The sequence below is a fragment of the Luteimonas sp. BLCC-B24 genome, assembly GCF_028550595.1.
Taxonomy (GTDB): domain Bacteria; phylum Pseudomonadota; class Gammaproteobacteria; order Xanthomonadales; family Xanthomonadaceae; genus Luteimonas.
Genome location: NZ_JAQQGN010000003.1, coordinates 1 through 22,225, shown reverse-complemented (window position 1 = coordinate 22,225; position 22,225 = coordinate 1). Strand labels below are relative to the sequence as shown.

Annotated in this window: 21 protein-coding genes; 15 read left to right on the top strand and 6 right to left on the bottom strand. The window is 67.7% G+C overall.

From position 1 onward, the window contains the following. Positions 1-2: 2 nt before the first annotated feature. The 8 genes from PQS31_RS07935 (at position 3) to PQS31_RS07900 (ending at position 7,957) form a co-directional block, all read left to right on the top strand. Entirely contained in the window at positions 3-1,076 is a 1,074-nt protein-coding gene (locus PQS31_RS07935) for a HEAT repeat domain-containing protein (protein ID WP_272762165.1), read from the top strand. Further along, entirely contained in the window at positions 1,073-2,473 is a 1,401-nt protein-coding gene (locus PQS31_RS07930; protein WP_272762164.1) for a glycosyltransferase, read from the top strand. The genes PQS31_RS07935 and PQS31_RS07930 overlap by 4 nt, the downstream gene beginning before the upstream one ends. A 111-nt stretch (positions 2,474-2,584) precedes the next feature. Further along, the gene (locus PQS31_RS07925; RefSeq protein WP_272762163.1) at positions 2,585-4,324 is read left to right on the top strand and encodes a hypothetical protein; all 1,740 of its coding nucleotides are present in this window, start codon (positions 2,585-2,587) and stop codon (positions 4,322-4,324) included. A gap of 106 nt (positions 4,325-4,430) precedes the next feature. Then, entirely contained in the window at positions 4,431-5,159 is a 729-nt protein-coding gene (locus tag PQS31_RS07920; protein WP_272762162.1) for an ankyrin repeat domain-containing protein, read from the top strand. Between the two features lie 52 nt (positions 5,160-5,211). Then, positions 5,212-5,850: a glutathione S-transferase family protein gene (locus PQS31_RS07915; protein ID WP_272762161.1), complete on the top strand. Its 639-nt coding sequence runs from the start codon at positions 5,212-5,214 to the stop codon at positions 5,848-5,850. A gap of 41 nt (positions 5,851-5,891) precedes the next feature. Beyond that, positions 5,892-6,110 carry a hypothetical protein gene (locus PQS31_RS07910; protein WP_272762160.1) on the top strand — a complete coding sequence of 73 codons (219 nt, stop codon included), beginning with the start codon at positions 5,892-5,894 and terminating at the stop codon, positions 6,108-6,110. A 220-nt stretch (positions 6,111-6,330) separates the two neighbouring features. Next, positions 6,331-6,465, top strand: coding sequence for a hypothetical protein (locus PQS31_RS07905; RefSeq protein ID WP_272762159.1), 135 nt, complete (start codon positions 6,331-6,333; stop codon positions 6,463-6,465). Positions 6,466-7,006: 541 nt separating this feature from the next. Beyond that, positions 7,007-7,957: an NAD-dependent epimerase/dehydratase family protein gene (locus tag PQS31_RS07900; protein ID WP_272762158.1), complete on the top strand. Its 951-nt coding sequence runs from the start codon at positions 7,007-7,009 to the stop codon at positions 7,955-7,957. A gap of 319 nt (positions 7,958-8,276) precedes the next feature. Here the strand turns inward: PQS31_RS07900 and PQS31_RS07895 are convergent, their stop codons facing one another. Next, entirely contained in the window at positions 8,277-9,188 is a 912-nt protein-coding gene (locus PQS31_RS07895) for an SDR family oxidoreductase (RefSeq protein WP_272762157.1), read from the bottom strand. Positions 9,189-9,268: 80 nt separating this feature from the next. Here PQS31_RS07895 and PQS31_RS07890 point away from each other — a divergent pair, with 80 nt between their 5' ends. Further along, positions 9,269-10,102 (top strand): helix-turn-helix transcriptional regulator, encoded by an 834-nt coding sequence (locus PQS31_RS07890; RefSeq protein ID WP_272762156.1) that lies wholly within the window; start codon positions 9,269-9,271, stop codon positions 10,100-10,102. A gap of 118 nt (positions 10,103-10,220) precedes the next feature. Here the strand turns inward: PQS31_RS07890 and PQS31_RS07885 are convergent, their stop codons facing one another. After that, complete coding sequence (locus PQS31_RS07885) at positions 10,221-11,018, bottom strand: SDR family NAD(P)-dependent oxidoreductase (RefSeq protein WP_272762155.1); 798 nt, start codon at positions 11,016-11,018, stop codon at positions 10,221-10,223. Positions 11,019-11,687: 669 nt separating this feature from the next. Here PQS31_RS07885 and PQS31_RS07880 point away from each other — a divergent pair. From PQS31_RS07880 to PQS31_RS07860, 5 genes are all read left to right on the top strand, one after another. Further along, on the top strand, positions 11,688-13,064 hold the full coding sequence (locus PQS31_RS07880; protein ID WP_272762154.1) for an MFS transporter: 1,377 nt from the start codon (positions 11,688-11,690) through the stop codon (positions 13,062-13,064). A gap of 5 nt (positions 13,065-13,069) precedes the next feature. After that, positions 13,070-15,433, top strand: coding sequence for an NdvB protein (locus PQS31_RS07875; RefSeq protein ID WP_272762153.1), 2,364 nt, complete (start codon positions 13,070-13,072; stop codon positions 15,431-15,433). Continuing rightward, complete coding sequence (locus PQS31_RS07870; RefSeq protein ID WP_272762152.1) at positions 15,433-15,936, top strand: gluconokinase, GntK/IdnK-type; 504 nt, start codon at positions 15,433-15,435, stop codon at positions 15,934-15,936. The genes PQS31_RS07875 and PQS31_RS07870 overlap by 1 nt, the downstream gene beginning before the upstream one ends. A gap of 143 nt (positions 15,937-16,079) precedes the next feature. Continuing rightward, positions 16,080-16,286 carry a hypothetical protein gene (locus PQS31_RS07865; protein ID WP_272762151.1) on the top strand — a complete coding sequence of 69 codons (207 nt, stop codon included), beginning with the start codon at positions 16,080-16,082 and terminating at the stop codon, positions 16,284-16,286. A gap of 351 nt (positions 16,287-16,637) precedes the next feature. Continuing rightward, positions 16,638-16,976 carry a hypothetical protein gene (locus tag PQS31_RS07860; protein WP_272762150.1) on the top strand — a complete coding sequence of 113 codons (339 nt, stop codon included), beginning with the start codon at positions 16,638-16,640 and terminating at the stop codon, positions 16,974-16,976. A gap of 171 nt (positions 16,977-17,147) precedes the next feature. On the opposite strand, the gene PQS31_RS07855 is transcribed toward PQS31_RS07860, so the two are convergent. Then, positions 17,148-17,918 carry a MauE/DoxX family redox-associated membrane protein gene (locus PQS31_RS07855; RefSeq protein WP_272762149.1) on the bottom strand — a complete coding sequence of 257 codons (771 nt, stop codon included), beginning with the start codon at positions 17,916-17,918 and terminating at the stop codon, positions 17,148-17,150. A gap of 75 nt (positions 17,919-17,993) precedes the next feature. On the opposite strand from PQS31_RS07855, the gene PQS31_RS07850 reads away from it, so the two are divergent. After that, the gene (locus PQS31_RS07850; protein ID WP_272762148.1) at positions 17,994-18,383 is read left to right on the top strand and encodes a MerR family DNA-binding protein; all 390 of its coding nucleotides are present in this window, start codon (positions 17,994-17,996) and stop codon (positions 18,381-18,383) included. 63 nt (positions 18,384-18,446) lie between these two features. Here PQS31_RS07850 and PQS31_RS07845 read toward each other — a convergent pair whose 3' ends face one another. The 3 genes from PQS31_RS07845 to PQS31_RS07835 all read right to left on the bottom strand — a co-directional run. Further along, a complete protein-coding gene (locus PQS31_RS07845; protein ID WP_272762147.1) occupies positions 18,447-18,995 on the bottom strand; it encodes a hypothetical protein in 549 nt (182 codons plus the stop codon). Between the two features lie 1,039 nt (positions 18,996-20,034). Next, positions 20,035-20,901: a hypothetical protein gene (locus PQS31_RS07840; protein ID WP_272762146.1), complete on the bottom strand. Its 867-nt coding sequence runs from the start codon at positions 20,899-20,901 to the stop codon at positions 20,035-20,037. An 80-nt stretch (positions 20,902-20,981) separates the two neighbouring features. Next, the coding region (locus PQS31_RS07835) for a DUF6119 family protein (protein WP_272762145.1) at positions 20,982-22,225 on the bottom strand (1,244 nt) is incomplete at its 5' end.

The window sequence follows — 22,225 nt, the reverse complement described above, 5'->3', positions numbered from 1 at the left end:
GCGTGTCGACGTGGTTGGCCATCGCGCTGGGCGATCCGGTGCTGCGCTGGGCGCTCTACGTGATCGCTGCGCTGGCGGTGGTCACGCTGGCGACCATGGTGCAGGTGCTGGTGCTGTCGGAACTCGGTGCACGCCGCCTGCAGCGACGCGAGGCGTTCGAGGCGCTCTGGCGCCCGCGTCTGGCGGAAACCACCCTGCACGATCAGGCGGCGCCGTGGCCGGCGCCGCGCAACAGCGAGCAGCTCTGGTTCCTGCTGCTGTGGTGTCGCACCCAGCGCAAGGTGCGCGGCCGGGCGCATGCACGCCTCAACCGTCTGCTGATCGATTACCGCCTGCACCACACCGCGGTCGATCTGCTGCAGCGGCGTCAGATCCACCTGCGGCTGGCGGCGCTCGCGGTCCTGCGGCAGGTCGGCGGGCCGGAGTCCTGGGCGGGCGTGGAGCGCTTCGTGTCGCATCGCAATCCGTTTCTGGCGCTCGCGGCGGCCGAGGTGCTGGTCACGCTGGATCCGCATCGCGCCATGGCCGAGGTGCTTCCGGCGATGGCGCGGCGCCGCGACTGGACGCCCCAGCGTGTGGCCGCGCTGTGCCAGCTCGCCGGACGCACCGCCGTGTCGCCGCCGCTGCTGGCCGTGCTGCGCGCCGCCGGGCCGGAACAGGCGCCGCGCCTGGCGGTGCTGGCGCAGTGGGGCGATCCGGCGCTGATGGCCGGCTGGGCCCGCGAAGTCCTGGCCGATCCGCGCGATGCGCGGCTGCGCCAGGCAGGCGTGCAGGTGCTCGGGGATCTGCGCGACGCGGACGACCGCCCGCGCATGCTGGCGGCGACCCTCGATCCGGACCCGGACGTGCGCCTGGCCGCGCTCAAGGCGCTGCGCAAGCAGGCCGAGCCGGCCGACGCCGCGACACTGCACACGCTGCTCTGCGACACCAGCTGGGCCGTGCGCCAGGAGGCCGGCGACGCGATCGCCGCGCAGCCGGGTCTCGACCGCGCGGCACTGGACGACATGCTCGAACAGGTGGACGACCGGTACGGCCGGGACGCGCTGCGCCGCGCGATCGAGGAGCGGCACCCGTGAACATCGACTGGCTCTGGTGGCTGCAGGTCTTCTTCATCGGCTACTTCCTCGCGCTCAACGGCGGCTATCTGGCGCTGAACCTGCTGTCGATGGTCAGTCTGCGCGGCTACATGCGCCAGCGCAGCGCGCTGGGCGACGAGGCGCCGTATCTGGGCGTCGAGCCGCCGATCTCGCTGCTGGTCCCCGGCTACAACGAGGAAGCCACCATCCGCACCTCGGTGCGTTCGATGCTGCAGCTGCAGTACCCGGATTTCGAACTGGTGGTGATCAACGACGGCTCCAGCGACCGCACCCTCGAGGTGCTGCGCGAGGAGTTCGACCTGGTGCTGCACGCCCAGCCCACGCGTCGCACCCTGGACCACAAGCCCATCCGCGGCGTGTACCGGTCCCGGCGCTACGCCAACCTGCGGGTGATCGACAAGGAGAACGGCGGCAAGGCCGATGCGCTCAATGCCGGGATCAACGCCGCGCGGCACTCGCTGTTCTGCGCGGTCGATGCCGATTCCATCCTGCAGCGCGACAGCCTGCTGCGGGTGGTGCAACCGTTCCTCGAGGACGAGCGCACCGTGGCCGCCGGCGGCACGGTGCGCCTGGCCAACGGTTCGGAGGTGCGTGGCGGGTTTCTGGTGCGCGCCGGGCTGCCGGCCAACTGGGTGGCGCGGTTCCAGATCGTCGAATACCTGCGCGCGTTCCTGCTGGGCCGGCTGGGCTGGTCGCCGCTCAATGCGGTGCTGATCATTTCCGGCGCCTTCGGCCTGTTCAACCGCGAGCGGGTGCTGGCGGTGGGCGGCTACAGCACCCGCACCGTGGGCGAGGACATGGAACTGGTGGTGCGCCTGCACCGTTGGCACCGCGAGCGGCGCATTCCCTATCGCATCCGCTACCTGCCCGATCCGATCTGCTGGACCGAGGCGCCCGAGGACCTCGGCACCCTGGGCCGCCAGCGCAGCCGCTGGCAACGGGGTCTGGCCGAAAGCCTGACCCGCCACGCCCCGCTGGCGCTGAGCCCGCGCGCGGGCGCCGCCGGCCTGCTGGCCTGGCCGTTCATGACCCTGTTCGAACTGGTGGGGCCGCTGATCGAACTGGCCGGCTATGTGGTGATGATCGGCGGCTTCGCCCTCGGCTTGATTTCCCCTGCGGCGCTGGTGGTGTTCCTGCTGGTCGCCATCGGCATGGGCATCCTGCTGTCGGTCAACGGCCTGCTGCTGGAAACCCTGTCGTTCCGCGTCTACGCGCGCAAACGCGACATGCTGCTGATGTTCGCGATGGCCGTGCTCGAGAACCTCGGCTACCGCCAGCTCAACACGCTGTGGCGCTGCCGGGGCATGTGGCAGTGGTTTTCCCGGCGCAAGCACAACTGGGGCGTAATGCGGCGCAGCGGCACCTGGGGCCAGTGACGGCCGACGACGTGGTCGCTCGCGCGGGCCGGGGACTAGGGTCGCCCCGAGTGTTCCGGTGGCCACCGGGCGGCTACGGTCCGTGCTGACATCCCCGCGAACGGATTCACCATGCTCACCATCGCCGACACCGGACGCACCCATGCCGTCGCGCAGCACACCGCGTCGCCGCCTCCGCCGCCGGTGGCGAACGATTACCGCGCCGGCACCCACGGCCTGAGCGACAGCCTCCGCGGCACCGCGCCGGATGCGCGCGATCCGCTGTTCGCGATGATGGCCAACGGCGCCTATGCGCCCGACAGCCCGGAGTACCGCCAGGCCCTGCAGGACGCCGGCTGGACGGCGCTCACCCCGCACGCCGACGGGGTCAGCCTGACCGATGTCCACGGCAACCGTATTCCGATCGACCCCCAACTGCTCACCGACGACCGCTCCGGCTTCCACGCCGAGATCTACCAGCACGAGGACGGCGGCTACGTGGTCGCCTACCGCGGCTCGGAGATCGGCGGCGATCCCAGCCAGTACATGGACTGGGTGAACAACGGCCAGCAGGGCCTGGGCATGGATGCCTCGCAGTACAGCAGCGCGATCGAGCTCGCCAAGCGCGCCGAGCACGTCTTCGGCGACGGCAACGTGGCCGTGACCGGCCACTCGCTCGGCGGCGGCCTGGCCTCGGCCGCGGCGCTGGCCACCGGCGCCTCGGCGGTCACGTTCAACGCGTCGGGTCTCAGCAACAACACGCTCGAAAGCCTCGGCTTCAACCCAAACGCCATCCGCGAGCAGGCCGCCGAGAGCGGGCAGATCCGCCGCTACGCCGTCAACGGCGACCAGCTCACCGCCGCGCAGGAAGACGTGCCGCTGCTGCCCATCGTCGGCTCGCCGCCGGAGGCCGTCGGCCACGCGCTACGTATCGATCCGCCGCCGGGCACCGGCTTCGGCAGCCTGCATGGCGGTGGCGGTCCGAACGCCGTCTACGTCGAGGCGTTCAACCACGCCACGCCCACCGATCCGGCGCTCGGTCCGACGGGCGGGCAGGTGCTCGGCGGTCACGTCGACGCCGGGATCGATGCCGCCGGCAACGCACTCGCCCAGGGCATGGACGCGCTGGGCGACCAGCTGCGCAGCGGCCCCGGCACCACGCCGCAGAGCTGGGTGGTCGGCAGCCTGCTCAACGGGGCCAGCGTCGTCGTCGATCACGGCAGCGATCTGGTGGGCGATGCCGTCGGCGCGGCCACCGCCGTGGCCGGCGACACCCTGGTGGCCGGCGTGGAGGCCTACGGCGATCTGCAGTTCAACACCCTGGCCTCGGGCATCCGCGAGGCGGTGGATCTGGGCGGTGATGTCGTCGGGACCCTCTCCGAGCTGAGAGCGGAGGCGGGCGCGGCCTGGGCCGAAGCGCGTGACGGCCGGCCCGTGGCGGCGGGCTTCGGCCTCGTCGGCAGCGTGGCCGATGCTACCGTCGATACCGTGGGCGACGTGCTCGACGGCGCCGTGAGCCTGGTCGGCAACAGCGCGCAGAACACCGCCAATGCCACCGGCGGCTTCGTGCGTGACCTCGGCCGCATCAGCGGGCTCGAGACGCCGGCCAACGCCGTTGCCGGTGTGGTCGAAGGCGCCGGCAGCGCCGTCAACCGCGTCGCCGACGGCCTGGGCAGCGTGGTCGACGTGGCCGCCGATCGTCTGGGCGATGGTCTGGAGGCTGCGGCCGGTTTCGTGGGTGATGTCGGACAGGGCGTGAGCGACTTCGCCGGCAATGTGGCCCAGGGCGCCGCAGACGGCGCACGCAACCTCGGTCGCGGCATCGCCGACGGTGCGGGCCGTGCGCTCGACGCGCTGAACCCGTTCAACTGAGGCCGCGCATGCCGGGTCCGGACTGCACGCACCGGATGGCGCGCCGGCACACTGCCGCCGGCCCGGCTACGGCCGTTTTAACGCGCGCTGCGGCATGCTGCGCCGCATGACCCGCCGATTCCCGCTTCCGCACCTGTTGCTGGCCGCGCTGCTGCTGGCCGCCTCCGGTTGTACGCAAGGACACGACGCCATGACCGCGAACGCACGCACGTTCGACAATCCCGCCCAGGCCCAGTTCGTCACCGCGCTGCGCGCCGGCGATGCCACGCTCGCCCGCGAACTGCTGGCCGCCGGCGCCAATCCCGACGCCACCGCCGAAGACGGCACGCCGGCGCTGAACTGGCTGATCCGTCAGGGCGATCGCGACGCGGTGCGCCTGCTGCTCGATCTCGGCGCCGATCCGGCGCGCGGCGACGCCAAGGGCCGCACGGCGCTGCACGAAGCGGCGATGTCGAAGGACCCCGACTGGATCGATCTGCTGCTCGAACGCGGCGTGCCGGTCGACCTGCCCAATACCCGCAACGGCCAGACCGCGCTGTTCGATGCCCTGCGCGCGCGTGAGCCCGACAACATCGACCGTCTGCTCGCCGCCGGCGCCCGGCTCGACGTGCGCGATGCCGGTGGCACCACGCCGCTGCACCAGGCCGCGCTGGTCAACGACATTCCCTCGGTGAAGCGGTTCATGGACGCGGGCGCCGACCCGCGCGCCGTCGACGACACCGGCGCCACCGTCGCCAGCTACCTCTACGACGGCGACCCGGCATTGCTGGCCGCGCCGGTGCGACGGGACTACGACTGGATCCGCGAGCGCCTGGACACCGCGCCCGCACACTGACATCGGCATCGCCCGGTCACGCGCCGGGTTCACAACGCACCGGGCACCCGCCATGGCCGAGCCGCTCATCCTCTGGACCTACGACTGGGTGCCACCGGGGCCGCGCGGCTTCGTGCGGGACCTGCGCCTGCGCTGGGCCGCCGAGGAGGCGGGCCTGGCCTACCGCGTGCGCACCGTGCCGTTCGACGGCCGCCACGCCAACCATCTCGATCGTCAGCCGTTCGGCCAGGTGCCGTACCTCACCGACGGCGAGATCCGGCTGTTCGAAAGCGGCGCCTGTCTGCTGCATCTCGCCGGCAAGAGCGAGGCCTTGATGCCGCGCGATCCCGCCGGCGTGGCCGACACGCTGCAGTGGGTGATCGCCGCGCTCAATGCCATCGAGATGGTCACCGTCCCCTGGTGGTTCTCCACCGTGTCGGGTCATGCCGACACGCCGCTCACCGGCTGGATGGACACGCGCCTCGGCCAGCTCGAAACCGTGCTCGCGACACGCGACTGGCTCGCCGCCGGGCGCTTCACCGTCGCCGATCTGCTGATGGCCGACGTGCTGCGCATCAAGACCCTGCGTGCCCACGGCACGCGTCCCTCCAGCGAGGCCTACGTCGCACGCCTGACCGCGCGCCCGGCCTTCCGGAAGGCCCATGCCGACCAGCTGGCGCACTTCGCCGCTGCGGACGCCACGCGCGCGTAAACCCCCCCGCACAACCGGTGGCGCGACCGGCATCGAGTCCCATGCAGATCACGTGCCCGGCCGAGACGGCGCGCGGCGACGACTGGCGCCGCAGTCTGCCGCTGCCCGGCGGTGTCGAACTCCAGAGTGCCGGACTCGACTGGTGCGACGTGCAGGTGCTGCGCGTGCGCGATCCCAGCCTCCGCCACGGCGTGGACATCGTGGCCTCCGGCCACCGGAGCATCGCGCTGATCAAGGCGGCCGCCGAGCCCGTCGGCTGAGCATCAGCGAGATCGCCCTGGAATGCGGTGACGCGAGTCCCAGCGCGTTCGGCGGTGGATGTCTGCGCCCGACCGGGCTGTCGCCGGGCACCTGTCGCGCGCTCTGATCCGTCACGCCCGCTCCGCGCCGCAGCGGCGCGAGCGTGGCTGCAATCACGCGAGAGCACGCCCGCCGCCTGACGTTTACAACAGGGGCCGTCGATCCAGGAAGACGCCCCCCATGTCCGAACACGAAGACAGCAGGCGCGCGGCGCTCGCCGCACGAGAGCATCGAAACCGCCCCGCGCGTTGCGGGAGCCTCGATGCCGGACTCGAGAAGGACGTCACCGCAATCACTGCCGATATCGGGGAGTGACGTCGGCTTCGAGGGCAACCCGGACGCGCGCGTCGACGGTGCCGGCGCGAACGGCCGGGTGGGGCCGTGCTGGCCGGCGTCGCACGCGCGATTGCCCATGTCATTGTTCACGCATCGCGGCGGCGCCATCGCGGCTCGCCGACCTGCTTCGCCCGGAGGTTCGGACGGCCTGCGCGACGCCGCGCGGCTGCAGCGCTCGCGGCGCACGAGATCGTCGTGCCGACGCGTGGACTGCACCGGCGAGGCCATCCTCACCCCTGGGGATCAGAGCCGACGCGCTCGGGACCGGCCGGATGTCTCGACCGCAGGAGTGCTGCGCTCTCGAGGATGGACGTCGTCGGCAAACGGGCCGATCTCGCTCGTGTTGGGGCCGCCGAGGTGCATTCGCTGATCGCGCGGGAAGACGGGCCCCCCTCCGAACTGCGGCAGCGGTGCCCGCTCAGGATCCCGGGCCCGGTGCATGCGTATCGTATGGCACCTGGCTTCGGCCGGGTCCTGCAGCGCGCGGATCCGCACGTTCAGAACATGGAGGGAAAAATCGATGACCGCGAACACAGTCTTGGTGTTGGGCGCAACGGGTGGAATCGGGCGTCCTGTGGCGGAGCGGCTCCTGGAACGGGGGTGGAGCGTGCGCGCGCTGCACCGCAGCCCGGGCAGCGTGAAGGGACTGGCCGGCATCGAATGGGTACAGGGCGACGCGATGTCACGCGCGGATGTCACGCGCGCCGCAGAAGGAATGTCGGCCATTGTCCACGCCGTCAAACCGCGCGAATACACAGGCTGGCATTCGGGCGTGCTGCCGATGATCGACAACACGCTTGCAGCCGCCCGGGGCGCACGCGTCGTCGTTCCGGGCAACGTCTACAACTACGGTCCGGATGCCGGCGTGCTCATCCGCGAGGACGCCCCGCAAAATCCCACGACCGCCAAAGGCGCCCTGCGCGTCGCGATGGAGCGGCGGATCGGGGAGGCCGTGGCGCAGGGCCAGGCGAAGGCGCTGATCGTCCGAGCTGGCGACTTCTTCGGGCCGGGCGCCGGAAGCAGCTGGCTGAGCGAGGCCATGATCAAGCCGGGGCAGCGCCCGCGAACCGTCCGCAATCCGTCGACGCGCGGTGTCGGGCATCAGTGGGTGTATCTGCCCGACCTCGCGGAGACGATCGTGGAACTCATGGCCCGCGATGATCTTCCCGCGTTCGCGCGGTACCACATGGACGGTCACTGGGATGCCGACGGCGCACAGATGGCGGCCGCCATCGTGCGCGCACTGGGTCCGCCGCCGGTGGGTGTGCGGCCGCTCCCGTGGTGGCTGATTTCCGCGCTGGCGCCCGTCATGCCGAGCATGCGGGAGCTGGCCGAACTGAAACACCTGTGGCGAAGTCCTGTTCGTCTCTCGAATGAACGGTTGATCGCGACCTTGGGCCATGAGCCGCATACGGATCTCGACACCGCGATCCGGCAGACACTCGCCCACCTCGAGATACCCGTCGCCTGACTGCGCCCCGGGGTTCGACGACGGCATGCGCGGCGGGACGCGAGACCCCTGCGTCCGAGACGGCGTCACCCGCCGTTCCAGGTCCGGCCACACCGCGGTCTTCGACAGCACGTCTGCGTCGCCGCCTCCGGTCCACCGGATGCGCGTCCTGCCTGGTCCGCAGCGACGACGCGGCAGGCGGGGCATGGATCAGACACCGTGTGTCGTGACGATCGCCCGGCGCCCGCACCGTCGTGCCGGCATCCCGCGGCTCGGAGAGCCGGCCCGGGATGCGTCCGATGACGCAGGCGCGACGTGGCCGCCGTGCGCGATGGACGCCTCAGGCCGGGTCGCGGCCCGTGGCGAAGTAGCCGGGTCCGGCGAGGTCGCGCATTAGGCCGGGTTCCGAGGGCTGCCAGCCGAGCAGCTCGCGGGTGCGGGCGCTCGACACGGGCTGATCGAGCGCCGCGAATTCGAACATCCAGCCGAAGTGCGCGCGCGCCTCGTCGACCGACAGCGAGACGCACGGCAGGTCCAGGCCGGCCGCGATGGCCTCGGCGATCTTCCGGAACGCCACGCCCTGCTCGGCCACCGCGTGATGGATCTCCGCGCGCGGGCCCCGCTCGACGGCGAGCCGGAACGCGCGCGCGGCGTCGCGCACGTGCACGGCGGGCCACACGTTGTCGCCCCATTCGATATAGGCCGACCGGCCCGTACGTCGGGCGATGTCGATCAGCATCGGCACGAAGCCATGGTCGCCGTCGCCGTGCACGGTCGGGGGCAGGCGCATGATGCCCGTGGCGATGCCGCGCGCCGACAGCGCATTCGCGGCCGCCTCGGAGGCGCGCGGATACGCGTCCGTCGGCGCGCGCGCCGGGTCGGCCTCGGTCGCGACCGGCCCGGCCGTATCGAGCGCGGCGACACCGGCCGTCACGATCAGCGGCTTGGCGGTGTGCTCGATCGCGGCGCCGAGGGCGTCGATCGCGCGGCGATCGATCGCACAGGCGTCACCGAAGCGGGAGAAATCGTGCACGAACCCCAGGTGCAGCACCGCATCGGCGCGTTCGGCCCCGCGCTGCAGCGTCTCGGGCGCTTCGAGGTCGCCGCGCAGCGTCGCCGCGCCCAGTGCCGCGAGTCCCTGCGCGCTGGCGTCCGACCGGGCCAGGCCGAGCACCCGGTGTCCATGCGCAAGCAGTTCCCGGACGACGGCGCTGCCCACGAACCCGGTCGCGCCGGTGACGAATATCTGCATGACGGTCGCTCCTTTCCTTGTCGAAGGCGCCAAGCCTCGCGCTACACTCGATCGTGGTAAATACGTGGGTTTATCCTGGTATGAACGCTAATACCCCCGCCAGCGCACGCAGCGCGAACCGCCTCGGGCTGTTCCTGCGGGATCGGCGCCAGCGGCTGGATCCGGCGGCGTTCGGGCTCGGCGGACGTCGCCGCACGCCGGGGCTCCGGCGCGAGGAAGTGGCCCAGCGCGCCCACATCAGCACCACCTGGTACACCTGGCTGGAACAGGGCCGTGGGGGGGCACCGTCGCCGCGCGTGCTCGACCGCCTCGCGGACGCGTTGCTGCTGACCGAGGCCGAGCGCGAACACCTGTTCCTCGTCGCCGTCGGCAGCGCGCCCCGCACCCAGGCCCGCACGCAGGACGGCATTTCGAGCCGGCTGCAGCGCCTGCTCGATGCGATGCCGCTGATTCCGGCCACCGTCGCCACCGCCACCTGGGACATCGTCGGCTGGAACCGGGCGGCCCGGCTTGCGCTCACCGACTACGAGGCCCTGCCGCCGGACGAGCGCAACGTGTTGCGGCGGATGTTCCTCGATCCCCGCACCCGCGCCGCGCAGCGCGACTGGGCGGCCGTGGCGCGCTTTCTGGTGGCGACGTTCCGCGCCGCAACCGCACGCGCCGGTCAGGACGCGCGCGCCGAGGCGCTGGTGGCCGAGCTGACCGGCACGAGTGACGACTTCACCCGCATGTGGACCGAAAACGACGTGCACACGACCGGCGAGGGCGCCAAGACGATCCGTCATCCGCGGGTGGGCGAGATCACATTCGAGTTCTCGTCGTTCGCCGTCGACGGTCGACCGGATCTCAGGCTGATGGTCTACAACCCCGCGGACGAGGACGACCTGGCCAAGATGCGCCGGCTCTGCGGCTGAGAACGTGTGTCGCCCACGCCGCGCGCCGGGTACTGCAGTTTCGGGCGGGGTACAGGCGCGCGGCGCTCACACGCGTGCCGTGCCCTCGGCTCGTCGGCGGTTGCAGTCCCGTCCGCAATCAACGGCGCATGTCGCGCGCCAGCATCCGGGCCTGTCCGGCGCGCGAGGTGAACGGGCTGAGCCAGGCCATCAGCCGGTTCAACCGGCCGGACACCACGCTGGACCGGCCCGCGAACAGCGCCGTCAGACCGATCTCCGCTGCAGCTTCCGGCGTGATGACCGTGGCCCTGGCCCATCGCGGTGCCTCGTAGCCGCCGGCTGCGTCGCCGAACCCCGTGTCCATCAGCCCGGGAATGAGGGTCGTGACGCGCACCGCCGGTGCCAGCTCGGCATGCAGCGCTTCACCGAACGACCGCACGAAGGCTTTCGACGCGCCGTAGGCGGCCAGGCCCGGGGTCGGGCCCAGCGACGCCATGCTGGCGACCTGCAGGATGTAGCCCTCGCCCTGCCGGGCCATCAGGCGCCCGGCCTCCTGGCTCAACTCCATCAGCGAGAGCACATTGAGTTCGATCATGGCGCGGAGCGCGGCGGCGGATTGCTCGAGCAGCGGGCCGGCGAGGCCTCGACCGGCGTTGTTGATCAGCACCGTCGGCGTGATGCCGAGCGCCGTCATCGCCGTCATCAACTCGCTTGCCGCGCCGGGTCGGCTCAGATCCTGGGCGTGCACCCGGACCTGGAGGCCGGGATGCACCGCGCGGATCGACCCGGCCAGCGCATGCATGGGCGCCTCGCGGCGCGCCATCAGCAGCAGCGCGTAGCCGCGTTGCGCGAGCAGACGCGCAAACGCGAGGCCCAGCCCACTGGAGGCGCCGGTCACCACGGCCCAGCATGTATCCGTGTTCGAAGCCTGGCGCATCGGATCGTCCTTCTCCGTCGTCCGCGGCGTGGACGCCGGCGGGATCTGATCAGCCCGACATTAATTTTTGTTGAAGCGTCGCCCGTGCGATCAAGCAGTGCGCGTACCCGCGCTCGGCGGGCAGGCGAGCATCGCGCATCCGTCCGGGAACATGTCTGCCCGGCGCGGGCGCCGCGCGACGCCGGCACGACCTGCGGGACAGGAGTTCCAGTTCTTAGGGTGTTCCCGCGTGTCGGCGCGCGCTGCCGACGTGGCGTGGCAGGCAGGATCGACCTGATGCCGTCGCCGCACGTCGCGCACGGATCGACGCCGGCCATCGTCCGTCGATGCGGACCCGCAGCCTCGACGCCAGGCGCCATGCGTGCTCCGGATATCGGCATGTCGGTTCGGCGGCGGCGTCGCCGGGTCCGCCACAACGACCGCGCCAGGGCCGTCGCCGCTCAGGCGCCAGTGTGCGGGCGCCTGAGCGCTTCACGTGCGCCCACGTGCGCACGCCACGACGCGGCATCGGTGTGTCGTCACCACGGCAGACGCGCAGCGCGGCTGCTCACGTCATCGGGCGTGGTTGTTCGCCTCCGGCGTTTGCGGGATAGTTGACAGCGTTGTCAGCACCAGGGCGCGACACTCCGCGGACGCCCACCTTCGCCTGGCACGCTGCGCGGAGGGCGCATGCAGATTCGATCGTCCGGCGACACCGGTGCACGCACGCGGCTGCGATTACGCGAGAAGGCGGGCTACGGCATCGGCGATTTCGGCTTCAATCTCTACTGGGCCAACATCTCCGCGTTCCTGCTGATCTTCTACACCGACGTGATGGGCCTGGCCGCCGCCGCGGTGGGCACGATGATCCTGGTCACGCGCGTGTTCGACGCGGTCACCGATCCGCTGATGGGCGCCATCGCCGATCGCACCCGCACGCGTTTCGGCCGCTTCCGGCCGTATCTGCTGTGGGGCGCGTTGCCGCTGGCGTGCGCCGGCGTGCTGACCTGGACCGTGCCCGACCTCGGCGACACCGGCCGTCTTGTGTGGGCCTATGTGACCTTCAGCGTGATGATGCTCGCCTACACCGTGCTCAGCACGCCGTACTCGGCGCTGTCGGCAGTGATGACCAGCGACGGCCAGCAGCGCACCACCCTGATCAGCTTCCGCTTCATCGCGGCGTTCGCCGGCACCACGGTGGTCAATGCGTTCACGCTGGACCTGGTGCGCTGGTTCGGCGGCGACAACGTGGCCCTGGGGTGGCAACTCACGCTGGGGCTCTACGGGCTGTTGGCGTCGGTGCTGTTCGCGACCGTATTCCTCAGCACGCGCGAGCGGATCACGCCGCCGCCGTCGCAGCGCAGCGACGTGCGCCAGAACCTACGCGATCTGCTCGACAACCGGCCGTGGATGGTGCTGTTCGTCCTGGCCCTGGTGATCATGATCACCATCGTCATGCGCAGCGGCGCCACCGTGTACTACCTCAAGTACTACGTCGAGCGCCCCGACCTCACCGGCTGGTTCCTCGGCGGCTATTCCGTGGCCCTGGCCACGGGCGCGGCGCTCACGCCGCTGATGACGCGCTTCGTCGACAAGAAGCGGCTGATGATGTGGCTGATGGCCGCCGTGGGCGTGCTCAGTTGCGCGATGTTCCTGGTGCCGCGCGATGCGATCTGGCTGCTGTTCGTGCTCAATATGCTGGTTGGTCTGGCGCTGGGGCCGAAATCGCCGCTGGCGTTCTCGATGTACGCCGACTGCGCCGACTACACCGAGTGGAAGACCGGACGCCGCGCCACGGCGATGACGTTCTCGGCGGCCACGTTCTCGCAGAAGCTCGGCGGCGCGCTGGCCGCCGCGATGATCGGCTGGGTGCTGGCGGCAATGGGCTACGTCGCCAACGAGGCGCAATCCGATGCCTCGCAGCTCGGCATCGCGCTGCTGCTGACGGTGATTCCGGGCCTGGTGGCTTTCGCCGCGGCGGCCGTGATGCGGGCGTATCCACTCGACGCCTCGATGATGACCGATGTCCAGAACGCGCTCGACGCGCGCCGGGCCGAACGCGGATGAGTGCAATGCAATACGGTTTCAGCGACGACGGTCGCCGCTTCACCATCGACAGCCCCACCGCCATGCCGCACGCCTCGGCGTTCCTCTGGAACCGGCGGATGATGGTGCAGGCCACGTGCCGCGGCTTCGCCACCGCGCAGTTCATGCAGCCCGAACCCGCGAAGTACGCGCACGCGCCCACGCTCGAGGCGCGCAGTTTCATGCAGCCCGAGCAGCCGGTCTACGCGCACCACCCGGGGCGCTTCTGCTACGTCAAGGACGAGGACGACGGCACATTGTGCTCGCTGCCGCACGAGCCCGTCCGCGCGCCCGTCGATGGGTTCGCGTTCGAGGCCACGCCGGAGGCACTCACCTGGCGCGTCGAGCGCGACGGCCTCGCCTTCGAATGGCGCCTGACGCTGGCCGTGGACGATGTCGCCGAGCTGTGGACGCTGCGCGTGCGCAATGCGTCGGGACGCACGCGGCGGCTCAGCCTCTACCCGTATTTCCCGGTCGGCTACATGTCGTGGATGAACCAGTCCGCGACCTGGCGCGAGGATCTCGGCGGCATCGTCTGCAGCAGCGTCACGCCCTACCAGAAGGTGGCCGATTACTTCGTCCAGCGCGATTTCATGGACCGCACCGTGCTGCTGCACGCCCATGCCCCCGACGCCTGGGACGCGCGCCAGGCCGCGTTCGAAGGCGAGGGCGGCCTGCACGCACCGACGGCGATCACCGATGCCACGCTGCTGGGGTGCCGCGACGCCGATTACGAAATGCCCACGGCGGCGCTGCAGTACCGCGTCGTGCTCGCCGATGGCGACGCGCGCGAAGAACGCTTCGTCTTCGGCCCCGCGCGCGACGATGCGCAGATCCACGCATTGCGTGCGAACTACCTCGCCCCCGGTGGGTTCGAAGCGGCGGCCACCGCGTATGCCGATTACCTCGCGGCGGGGCGCGGCTGCGTCGACCTCCGCACGCCTGACGCGTGGCTCGACGCCTTCGCCAACCACTGGCTGCCGCGGCAGGTCTACTACCACGGCGACGTCAACCGCCTGACCACCGATCCGCAGACGCGCAACCTGCTGCAGGACCACATGGGCATGGCCTACCTGCAGCCGGCGACCGCGCGCGCCGCGTTCCTGCGCGCGCTGTCGCAGCAGGAATCCAGTGGCGCCATGCCCGACGGCATCCTGCTGGTCGACGGGGCGCAGCTGAAGTACATCAACCAGATCCCGCACACCGATCATTGCGTGTGGCTGCCCGTCTTCCTGCAGGCGTATCTCGACGAAACCGGCGACGACGCCGTGCTCGATGTGGCGGTCACCGATGCGCACGGCCACACCGCCAGCGTGGCCGAGCGCGTGGACCGCGCCATGCACTGGCTGCTCTCGGCACGCGATGCGCGGGGCCTGAGCTACATCGCCCAGGGCGACTGGTGCGATCCGATGAACATGGTCGGCTACCAGGGGCGCGGCGTCTCCGGCTGGCTCACGCTGGCCACCGCGCATGCCCTGCGACTGTGGGCCGGCATCCGCGCGCGCCATGCCGGCGATTCCGCGGCCGATGTCTTCGCACAGGGCGCGCAGGCCTGCAACGCCGCCGCCAACGCCCACCTGTGGGACGGCGAGTGGTACGCGCGCGGCATCACCGACGACGGCGTCGTCTTCGGCGTGCAGCGCGACACCGAAGGCCGCATCTATCTCAACCCGCAGAGCTGGGCGATGCTCTCGGGCGCGGCCGACGCCACGCGCCGCACACAGCTGCTGGCCGCCGTGGAAGCGCAACTGGTCTCGCCGTACGGCGTGGCCATGCTCGATCCGCCCTACACCGGCATGCGCGACGACGTGGGCCGGCTCACCCAGAAATTCCCCGGCTCGGCCGAGAACGGCTCGGTCTACAACCACGCCGCCGCGTTCTACCTGCACGCGCTGTACGAAGCGGGCGACGCCGACCGCGCCTGGCGCGTGCTGCGCGCCATGCTGCCCGGCCCCGATGCCGACGACCTGCTGCAGCGCGGCCAGCTGCCGGTGTTCGTGCCCAACTACTACCGCGGCGACTGGCGCGGCCATCCGCGCACCGCGGGGCGCTCCAGCCAGCTGTTCAACACCGGCACCGCAGCGTGGCTGTATCGCTGCCTGATCGAAGGCCTGTTCGGGCTGCGCGGCGAAGGCGATGCGCTGCGCATCGCGCCGCAGCTGCCCTCGCACTGGTCCGAGGCCTCGGCGGTGCGTCGCTTCCGCGGCGCCGAGATCAGCCTGCAGGTGCGCCGCGTGCCCGGCGTGGACACGATGCGCATTCGCGCCGACGGGCACGTGCTCGACGCACCGCGGCTGCGCGGCATCGTCGCCGGTGCCCGACATCGCATCGACGTGGACTTGCCCGCGTGATGGCCGCACCGCAGGTGGTGATCGTCATGGGCGTCTCGGGCAGCGGCAAGACCACGCTGGCACGCCTGCTGGCCAGGGAATGGCAGGCCACCTTCATCGATGCCGACGACATCCACGACGCCGCCGCCCGCGCACGCATGGCTGCCGGCCTGCCGCTTACCGACGCCATGCGCGACCCGTGGGTCGCGCGGATCGCCGACGAACTCTTGCAGCGCGTCGCGAAGGGCGAACGCGTCGTGCTCGCGTTCTCCGGCCTGCGCCGCCGCCATCGCGAGCGCCTGCGCGCGACCGGGCTGTCGCTGCGCTTCCTGTTCCTGCACGGCGACCAGGCCCTGATCGCCGCGCGCATGCAGGTCCGCATCGGGCATTACATGCCGGCGTCGCTCCTCGACAGCCAGTTCGAGGCGCTGGAGATGCCGCTGGGCGAAGCCGATGTCGTGACGCTCGCGATCGATCGAGCGCCGGCCGACGTGTTGCGCGATGCGCTCGCGCTTTGCGCGTGATCATCTGACTGCTGGCAAGGAGGGTAGTGAACCGGCGTTGGTAAGCGGGCGATCTGCTGGTTCGGACGTGAAGCCGTATCCGATAACGCAACGTTTACTTTCCGAACACGCTTTTCGCTAGAACCTTCAACCCAAGAAACAGAATGAAGATCCCGCCGATCACCTTCCCAGCGATCGATAGCCAGAACCTGACTGGCTGGGAATCCGCGCGGGCCACGGATCTGGCTCCCGATCTGGTGATGTTGACACTTCTTCCGCTGATCACCTCAGAGTACGTGTCCATCAAAATGTGGACAGCGACCACCGCGGTCAGCAGCCCTACGATGGTCGCCGAGATTCGGCGCGCCTGAGGCCACCTGTCTTTCTGCAAGTCGATGAAGAATGCGACGATCAGGGTGACGACAATAAGAACGAGCATATTGGTGCAATCGGTCCCCGGCCGGCGCCTGCTGTTCTCTCAGCCTCGCGCGCCATCTTCAAGTTGAGTCTGCAGCTTCAAGGGTCCCGCCAGTCCGACTGAGTGCGGTGGTCCTGGCGGTCACCTGTGCGTGTCACATGGTGCCGAAGGTCTCGATCTGGTCACGGAGATCTCGGTCTCGCGATATCCCGCATGTTCGGACGATCAATTCCTTAAGTTCGGCCTCGAATTATCCTTCAAACTAAAGCGCGCGCCTGGTCATGGACTTTAGAAAGGAATACCAGTGACGATCAGTGCATTTGTATTGACAGTCATCGTGGTGTGGGTGCTGGTTCTCTTCATCAGCCTGCACGAGGACAGGTGGCCTCACGCCAAGCGGCTGTCGGCGGCATTGGTCGGCGTAACGGGCATGGTGATTGCCTGCTTCGTATTGGTGGGGACGTACGACGACATGATCAGCGGCAGAAGTGTCGATATCACGAGAGCGGGCTCAAGGTCCGTGTCCAGGGCGGAGTCTCAGCCCGTTAAGTTCTGGATATCGATCATGGGCAAGTTCATCGGTGGGGCCGTGATCATGTTTGTGGGGGCGAAAATCATCAAAGAAGACGTATTCAAGAAATAAGCTTTCTAAGCGCGCTAACGCACCTGGCAGCCGAGCGTGATCTGAAACCAAGTTTTGCCGCGCCTCATGCCATCTCCTGTCGTCGCCCACCGTTTCGCCGGTTTTGGCCTTATGAACGTGGCCGCCGTTTGACGTGCGCAGCCGGGTATTCCGTTCGGAGGCGGCGCATCGTCAATGCGCGAGCCCGAACGCCCCCAGCCCCATCCACACCGCCATCGCGATCATCATCAGATTCTCGGTCAGCGACACGAAGCCCAGCGGCACGTTGCTCGCACCGCCCACGCAGGCGCATTTGAGTTCACGCCGGTCCACGTACACCGCCTTGAACACCGACACCGCGCCCACCGTGCCGATGAACAGCGCCACCGGCACCGACACCCACGTCAGCACGCCGGCGATCATCAGCACGCCGGCCAAGCCTTCGGCGAACGGATATACGTAGGAATACGGCACCCAGCGCCGCGCCAGCAGGTCGTAGTTGAGGAACATCGTGGCGAAGCTCTCCACGTTCTGCAGCTTCAGCAGTGCCAGCACCGCCATGCTGAAGGCGATGAACCACTCGCCCGCGCGCACGGTGAGCGGTGTGCCGTACACCGCCGTGCTCGCGGCCAGCGCCATCAGCAGCGTCATGCCGAACAGTGCCGCCACCGGCCGGTAGCTGGTCGCCTTCGGGTCCACCACGCGCTTGCCGAAATGCCGGCGCAGATCGTCGTAGCCGCCGATGCGCACGCCGTCGATGAAGGTCTGCGGCGTGGTCGCCACGTCGTGCTCGGCCTTGAACACATCCACCTCGGCGCGCGTGGTCAGCCAGTGGTCCTCCACCTCGAAGCCCTGCCGGCGCAGCAGGTGCCGCGCCTTCAGGCCATAGGGGCAGACATGCTGGTCCATCACCATGCGGTACAGGGTGGCGCGTGGGCGCGCCGGATGGCGGGCAGTGCGCATGACGGTCTCCGATCCACGGTGGGTTCACCAATGGCGCCCATGCTAGGCCCCGTACCGCAGTACGGAGTCAAGCCCATGCCACTCACGATCAGCCAGTTCGCCGCCGCGGGCGATGTCGGTGTGGAAACCGTCCGCTTCTACCAGCGCAAGGGCCTGCTCCCGGCGCCCGATACGGGCGAAGGCATCCGCCGCTACGGCGAGGCCGACGTGCGCCGGCTGCGTTTCATCCGCATGGCCCAACGCGCCGGCTTCAGCCTCGAGGAGATCCGCGAGCTGCTGGCCCTCGACGCCGGCCACGACCGCGCACGCGCACGCGCCCGCGCGCTGGCCCGGTCCCGCATCGCCAGGCTCGACGCACAGATCACCGAGATGGTGCAGGCGCGCGATTATCTGCAGACGCTCGCGCGCGAATGCAGCAGGAACGCGAAGGGGCCGTGCCCCATCCTGGCGTCGTTCGAGGGGTAGGGCCCGCGGCCTTCCAGCAGAACATCGACCGGCGCGGATGGCGTCAGGACACCACGGCGCGGATCACTCGTCGCGCACCAGCACCATCACGTCGCGCTCCTCGCCATCGCGGCCGGCGTAGACCTCGTCCCGGATCAGCCGGCCCTCCGAATCGAGCGACAGCGTCAGGCGCACGAGATGCGAGGCGCCCGGGTCCGGCAGGTTGGTCGCATCGACGAACTCGAACGCGATCGGCGCGGCATCCGCAGCTGCCGGCGGCGTCCACGCCAGGCGCGGCTGATTGCCCTGCGCGCAGTAATGCGTGGCGAGGATGCGCGCACCGTCACGGTGGAACAGCGTGCGCGTGGTGTCGCCGGCCGGATCGCCGTAGCGCTCCTCCAGCGCGGTGCCGCGCGACACCGGCGCAAGCACCACGCGAAACGCGGCCTGCCGCGGCGTCTCGGGCGCAGGCAGGCGCCAGCGTCCGGCCAGTGCCAGCATCCGCGACCACCCCGGATCGCCGCTATCGACCGGCACCAATGCCTCTTGGGCGAGGGCAGACTGCGGCACCGGCAACAGCAGGGCGAGCAGGGCAACGGCACCCAGCAGACGCAACGCGGGCATGGCGGGCATGGTCGATCTCCGAGGGCGTTGCGCGAGCTTACGCCGAGGCTGTGGGAGGTGGACCAGGCTTCACCATGACCGCATGGCGGCTAACGCGTTCCGGATCCGTCATCCAGATCAGACGGACCGGCTTCTCTGGCCTGCTGGCTGACCTATGCGGCACTCGGCACCGCTATCCCCCGGTAAGTGAACCGGGCACCGTTATCGCCGCGACGCGTGCACCTGGGTCCCGATGTCGACCTTCGAAAGCTGGCGCTATCGATAGCGCTTGTTGCCGCCTGACGTGATGCAGTACTGCCCGCCGCGCGGCCCCGTGCAATTGAACGATCCCGAGCAGGGACAACTTCCCCCGACGCTGCTGCGACGTTCAACCGGGCTGTGCCGAACCGCCGCAGCCCGATTCCAGCAGCCATTGCCTTGGCATGTATGACGAGACGCCACCCAACCGTTCTTGCCATTGGCGACCACGCGTAACCAGTCGCGCTGCGATTCCTCCAGCATCAACTCGTCCCCTGCCGAGAGGCGGCCGATGACCTCGCCGTTAGGCGAAGCGCGCAGGTTCAAAGTCGAGGCGCTTACGAAGCGGGATTCGGGTGCCCTTTGCGTCGCCGCACCAGATGCAACGAGTTGCGCCGATGTCATCGGGCGCCCCGTGTCGCGTGGCGGAGTCGCGCGCTGGCCTCCACCGGAGCACTGCACGACCAGCCAGCCCAAGAACAGAAGGATGATGACGGCTCCGACAGAGGACCCGTGGTTCGATTTTCGCCTTGCCATCTTCATCCCCTGATGTCCGCAGCTTTAGCCCGGTCGGTGCAATCAACTTCTACAAGGTTAAGAGCGATGGTCGGGGGGGCGGTGGCGCACAGCCAGCCGTTCGGGGAAACGCGACATCACCAACCGCCTAACCGTGCGGAATACCCTCTCTGACCCCTGTTCTCGTAAACAACCTGGCACCGCTATCCAGGCCCGTTATGCCCCTGAGCCGTCCAAGCTCGCCCACTGACGCCGGCCGCATGTAGCAACTGACCCGACCCGGTTATTCCTAATCTCAATCAGCGGTGCCCTCTTCTCGCATCGCCTTCAACCTAGTGAAAAACTCCTCGCCGGTTGCGCGAGCGCTCTCACTTTGTCTCTTGAACTGCGCTTTCATTGCTTCCGCATCAACGTCGAGATCGAATTCGCTTCGCAGTAGTGCCGAAACTTCGGCTTGCAAATCAGCGAGGCCGGATATTTTATTCGCTGTCGAAGCAGCGTAGGCCGCTAGAGCATTAATATGCTTTTCGTTCAGAGCCAAAAATTCGACAGAAAGCTCTTCAATGTGCGTTATCACGCTATCGAAGGATCTCGATAGCGCTTCAAACTTATACTTTGAATCTTTGCTCTCGTTCGCGTCTCGCATTGCCGCGAGTATTCGTGAACGCTCGGCGTGCATCACCTCGTATGACTCGCGGTTGACGTTTATGTCAACTCTCAATTGATGAGCCTCATTAGCATCTGCCATGAGTTCTATAATTAATCTTCCGTATGCTCCCGAAAGCTCCGATACCTTCTCTCTTGCATGCTCATTCGCAACAAGCGAAGCCTTAGCCATTGCCTTAAAGAATTCAAGCATTCCTTCAGATATATACTTTGTGTTGGTCGGGTCGACGGTAGATAGCTGTCCTAAAAGGCCGTTAATCGCAGCTACTTCTTCAACAGCTTTCAGGTAAACGTCGCGACGCAGAGACGCGGCCCGGTCCTTAGACTTCTGCGTTGCATCATGCTCAAGCTGTTTCTCGAAACGCGCGTCATTACTTTGATTGGTGGTCTTCGTTGCTCTAAGCGTCCCGTATGCGCCTGCTATTGCGCCGACAATTGCGCCGGCAAGGCCCCATGCAGGCGAGGGAACTCCTTGTAAGAATTCAATGACCTTCATAACTCGCTATGAATTTTTGCCGATTTCTATGTATCTCGGCAGGTAGAATGGGATTTATGCTTCATTCAAAAAATTTATAATCACACTGACGTATAAGAAACGGAATATCCCATGCTCAATAACTTCTTTGCTGCGTCAGCGAGGGTAATTCTAGAGAACAACGGCAATGTCCCTACTGGCCCAGCCCCCATCAGAACTAGTACTACTTCCGGACGGTTGCTCAGTGATCTAGCTCGGATCCATGCTGCTCGATGAGATCCTTTTAATTTCTTCTCAACTTTCTTCGAGAAATCTTGATCACTTCGGATGAGTCGTGCGGCTACTAGAGCTTGCTGGCAGAGGTGACTTATCCCCGAAGAGCTTGTCCATCTCTTTACACAGTACATTCTTAGTGACTCGGAAAGGAGGTCGCAAAGCTCGATTCGGCTGTGGCCACCTCCATGCATGATGTTCTTCTTGTCGAGAAGAATTATTTTTCTACTTGAGCCTCTAGCGACTCTTCTGTTGTAGGCATCTTCGAGTTCTGAAACTCGTGATGGCGGCAGAACATTGTTGTCAGTGGGCTGAAGAATAATGTCTAACTGGCGGTTGACCTTGCCTACAAAGTCGTTTCCCAGCTTGTACCATTGTCCGCCATGGAGCAGAAAGTCCTCTCCATTAAGATTTAGGTTGCCGTAAATACAGCGGCCAACCGGCCAAGACCTGCGAATAGCGCGGTTCGCAGACTGTAACGCTGTGACCTTCTCGCAATCCAGGTGAATTGGATTGATCGTGGTAACGCCCCGCCCTCGCATATGGTGAAGCCAGCTAGCAGTTGAAAGGCTCGAGCGCGCTGCTGTGTTAGTGACTCGGCCATATGCAAATGCATCGTAAGAATCCCACTCTTCGAACTCGGGTAGGCATAATGACCAGCCTCCGATTCCGTTAGATAACTCACTCGCAAGTTGAGACTGAAGTTGATTGATAAGAGGCGCGTCCTCCCTGATGTGAGATATATCGTCTACCCATGCGAAAGAATTCTTGTAGTTGTGCTTGCCGTAGACCTTGATAAGCTTTCTGGCAGTATTTATCAGCGATGTTCCCTTGCTATAAGAGAATTTAAACGCGTCGTTACCAGATATTGAGCTGCCAAAGCCTTTTGAGGCTGATACCCGGGCCCGCACGCCGCGCAGAAGATCCTGCTCTATGTCGAATCCAAATCGATAGATTCCTGCTTGTTCCGGGGACTGCACCATTGTTTGAACGAATGACCTGCCCCCAGTAGCCGTACCACGAGTTACTGGGAGAGCCCGGGGTTGAAGGGTACTTTGGGTTGGTGGGTTTG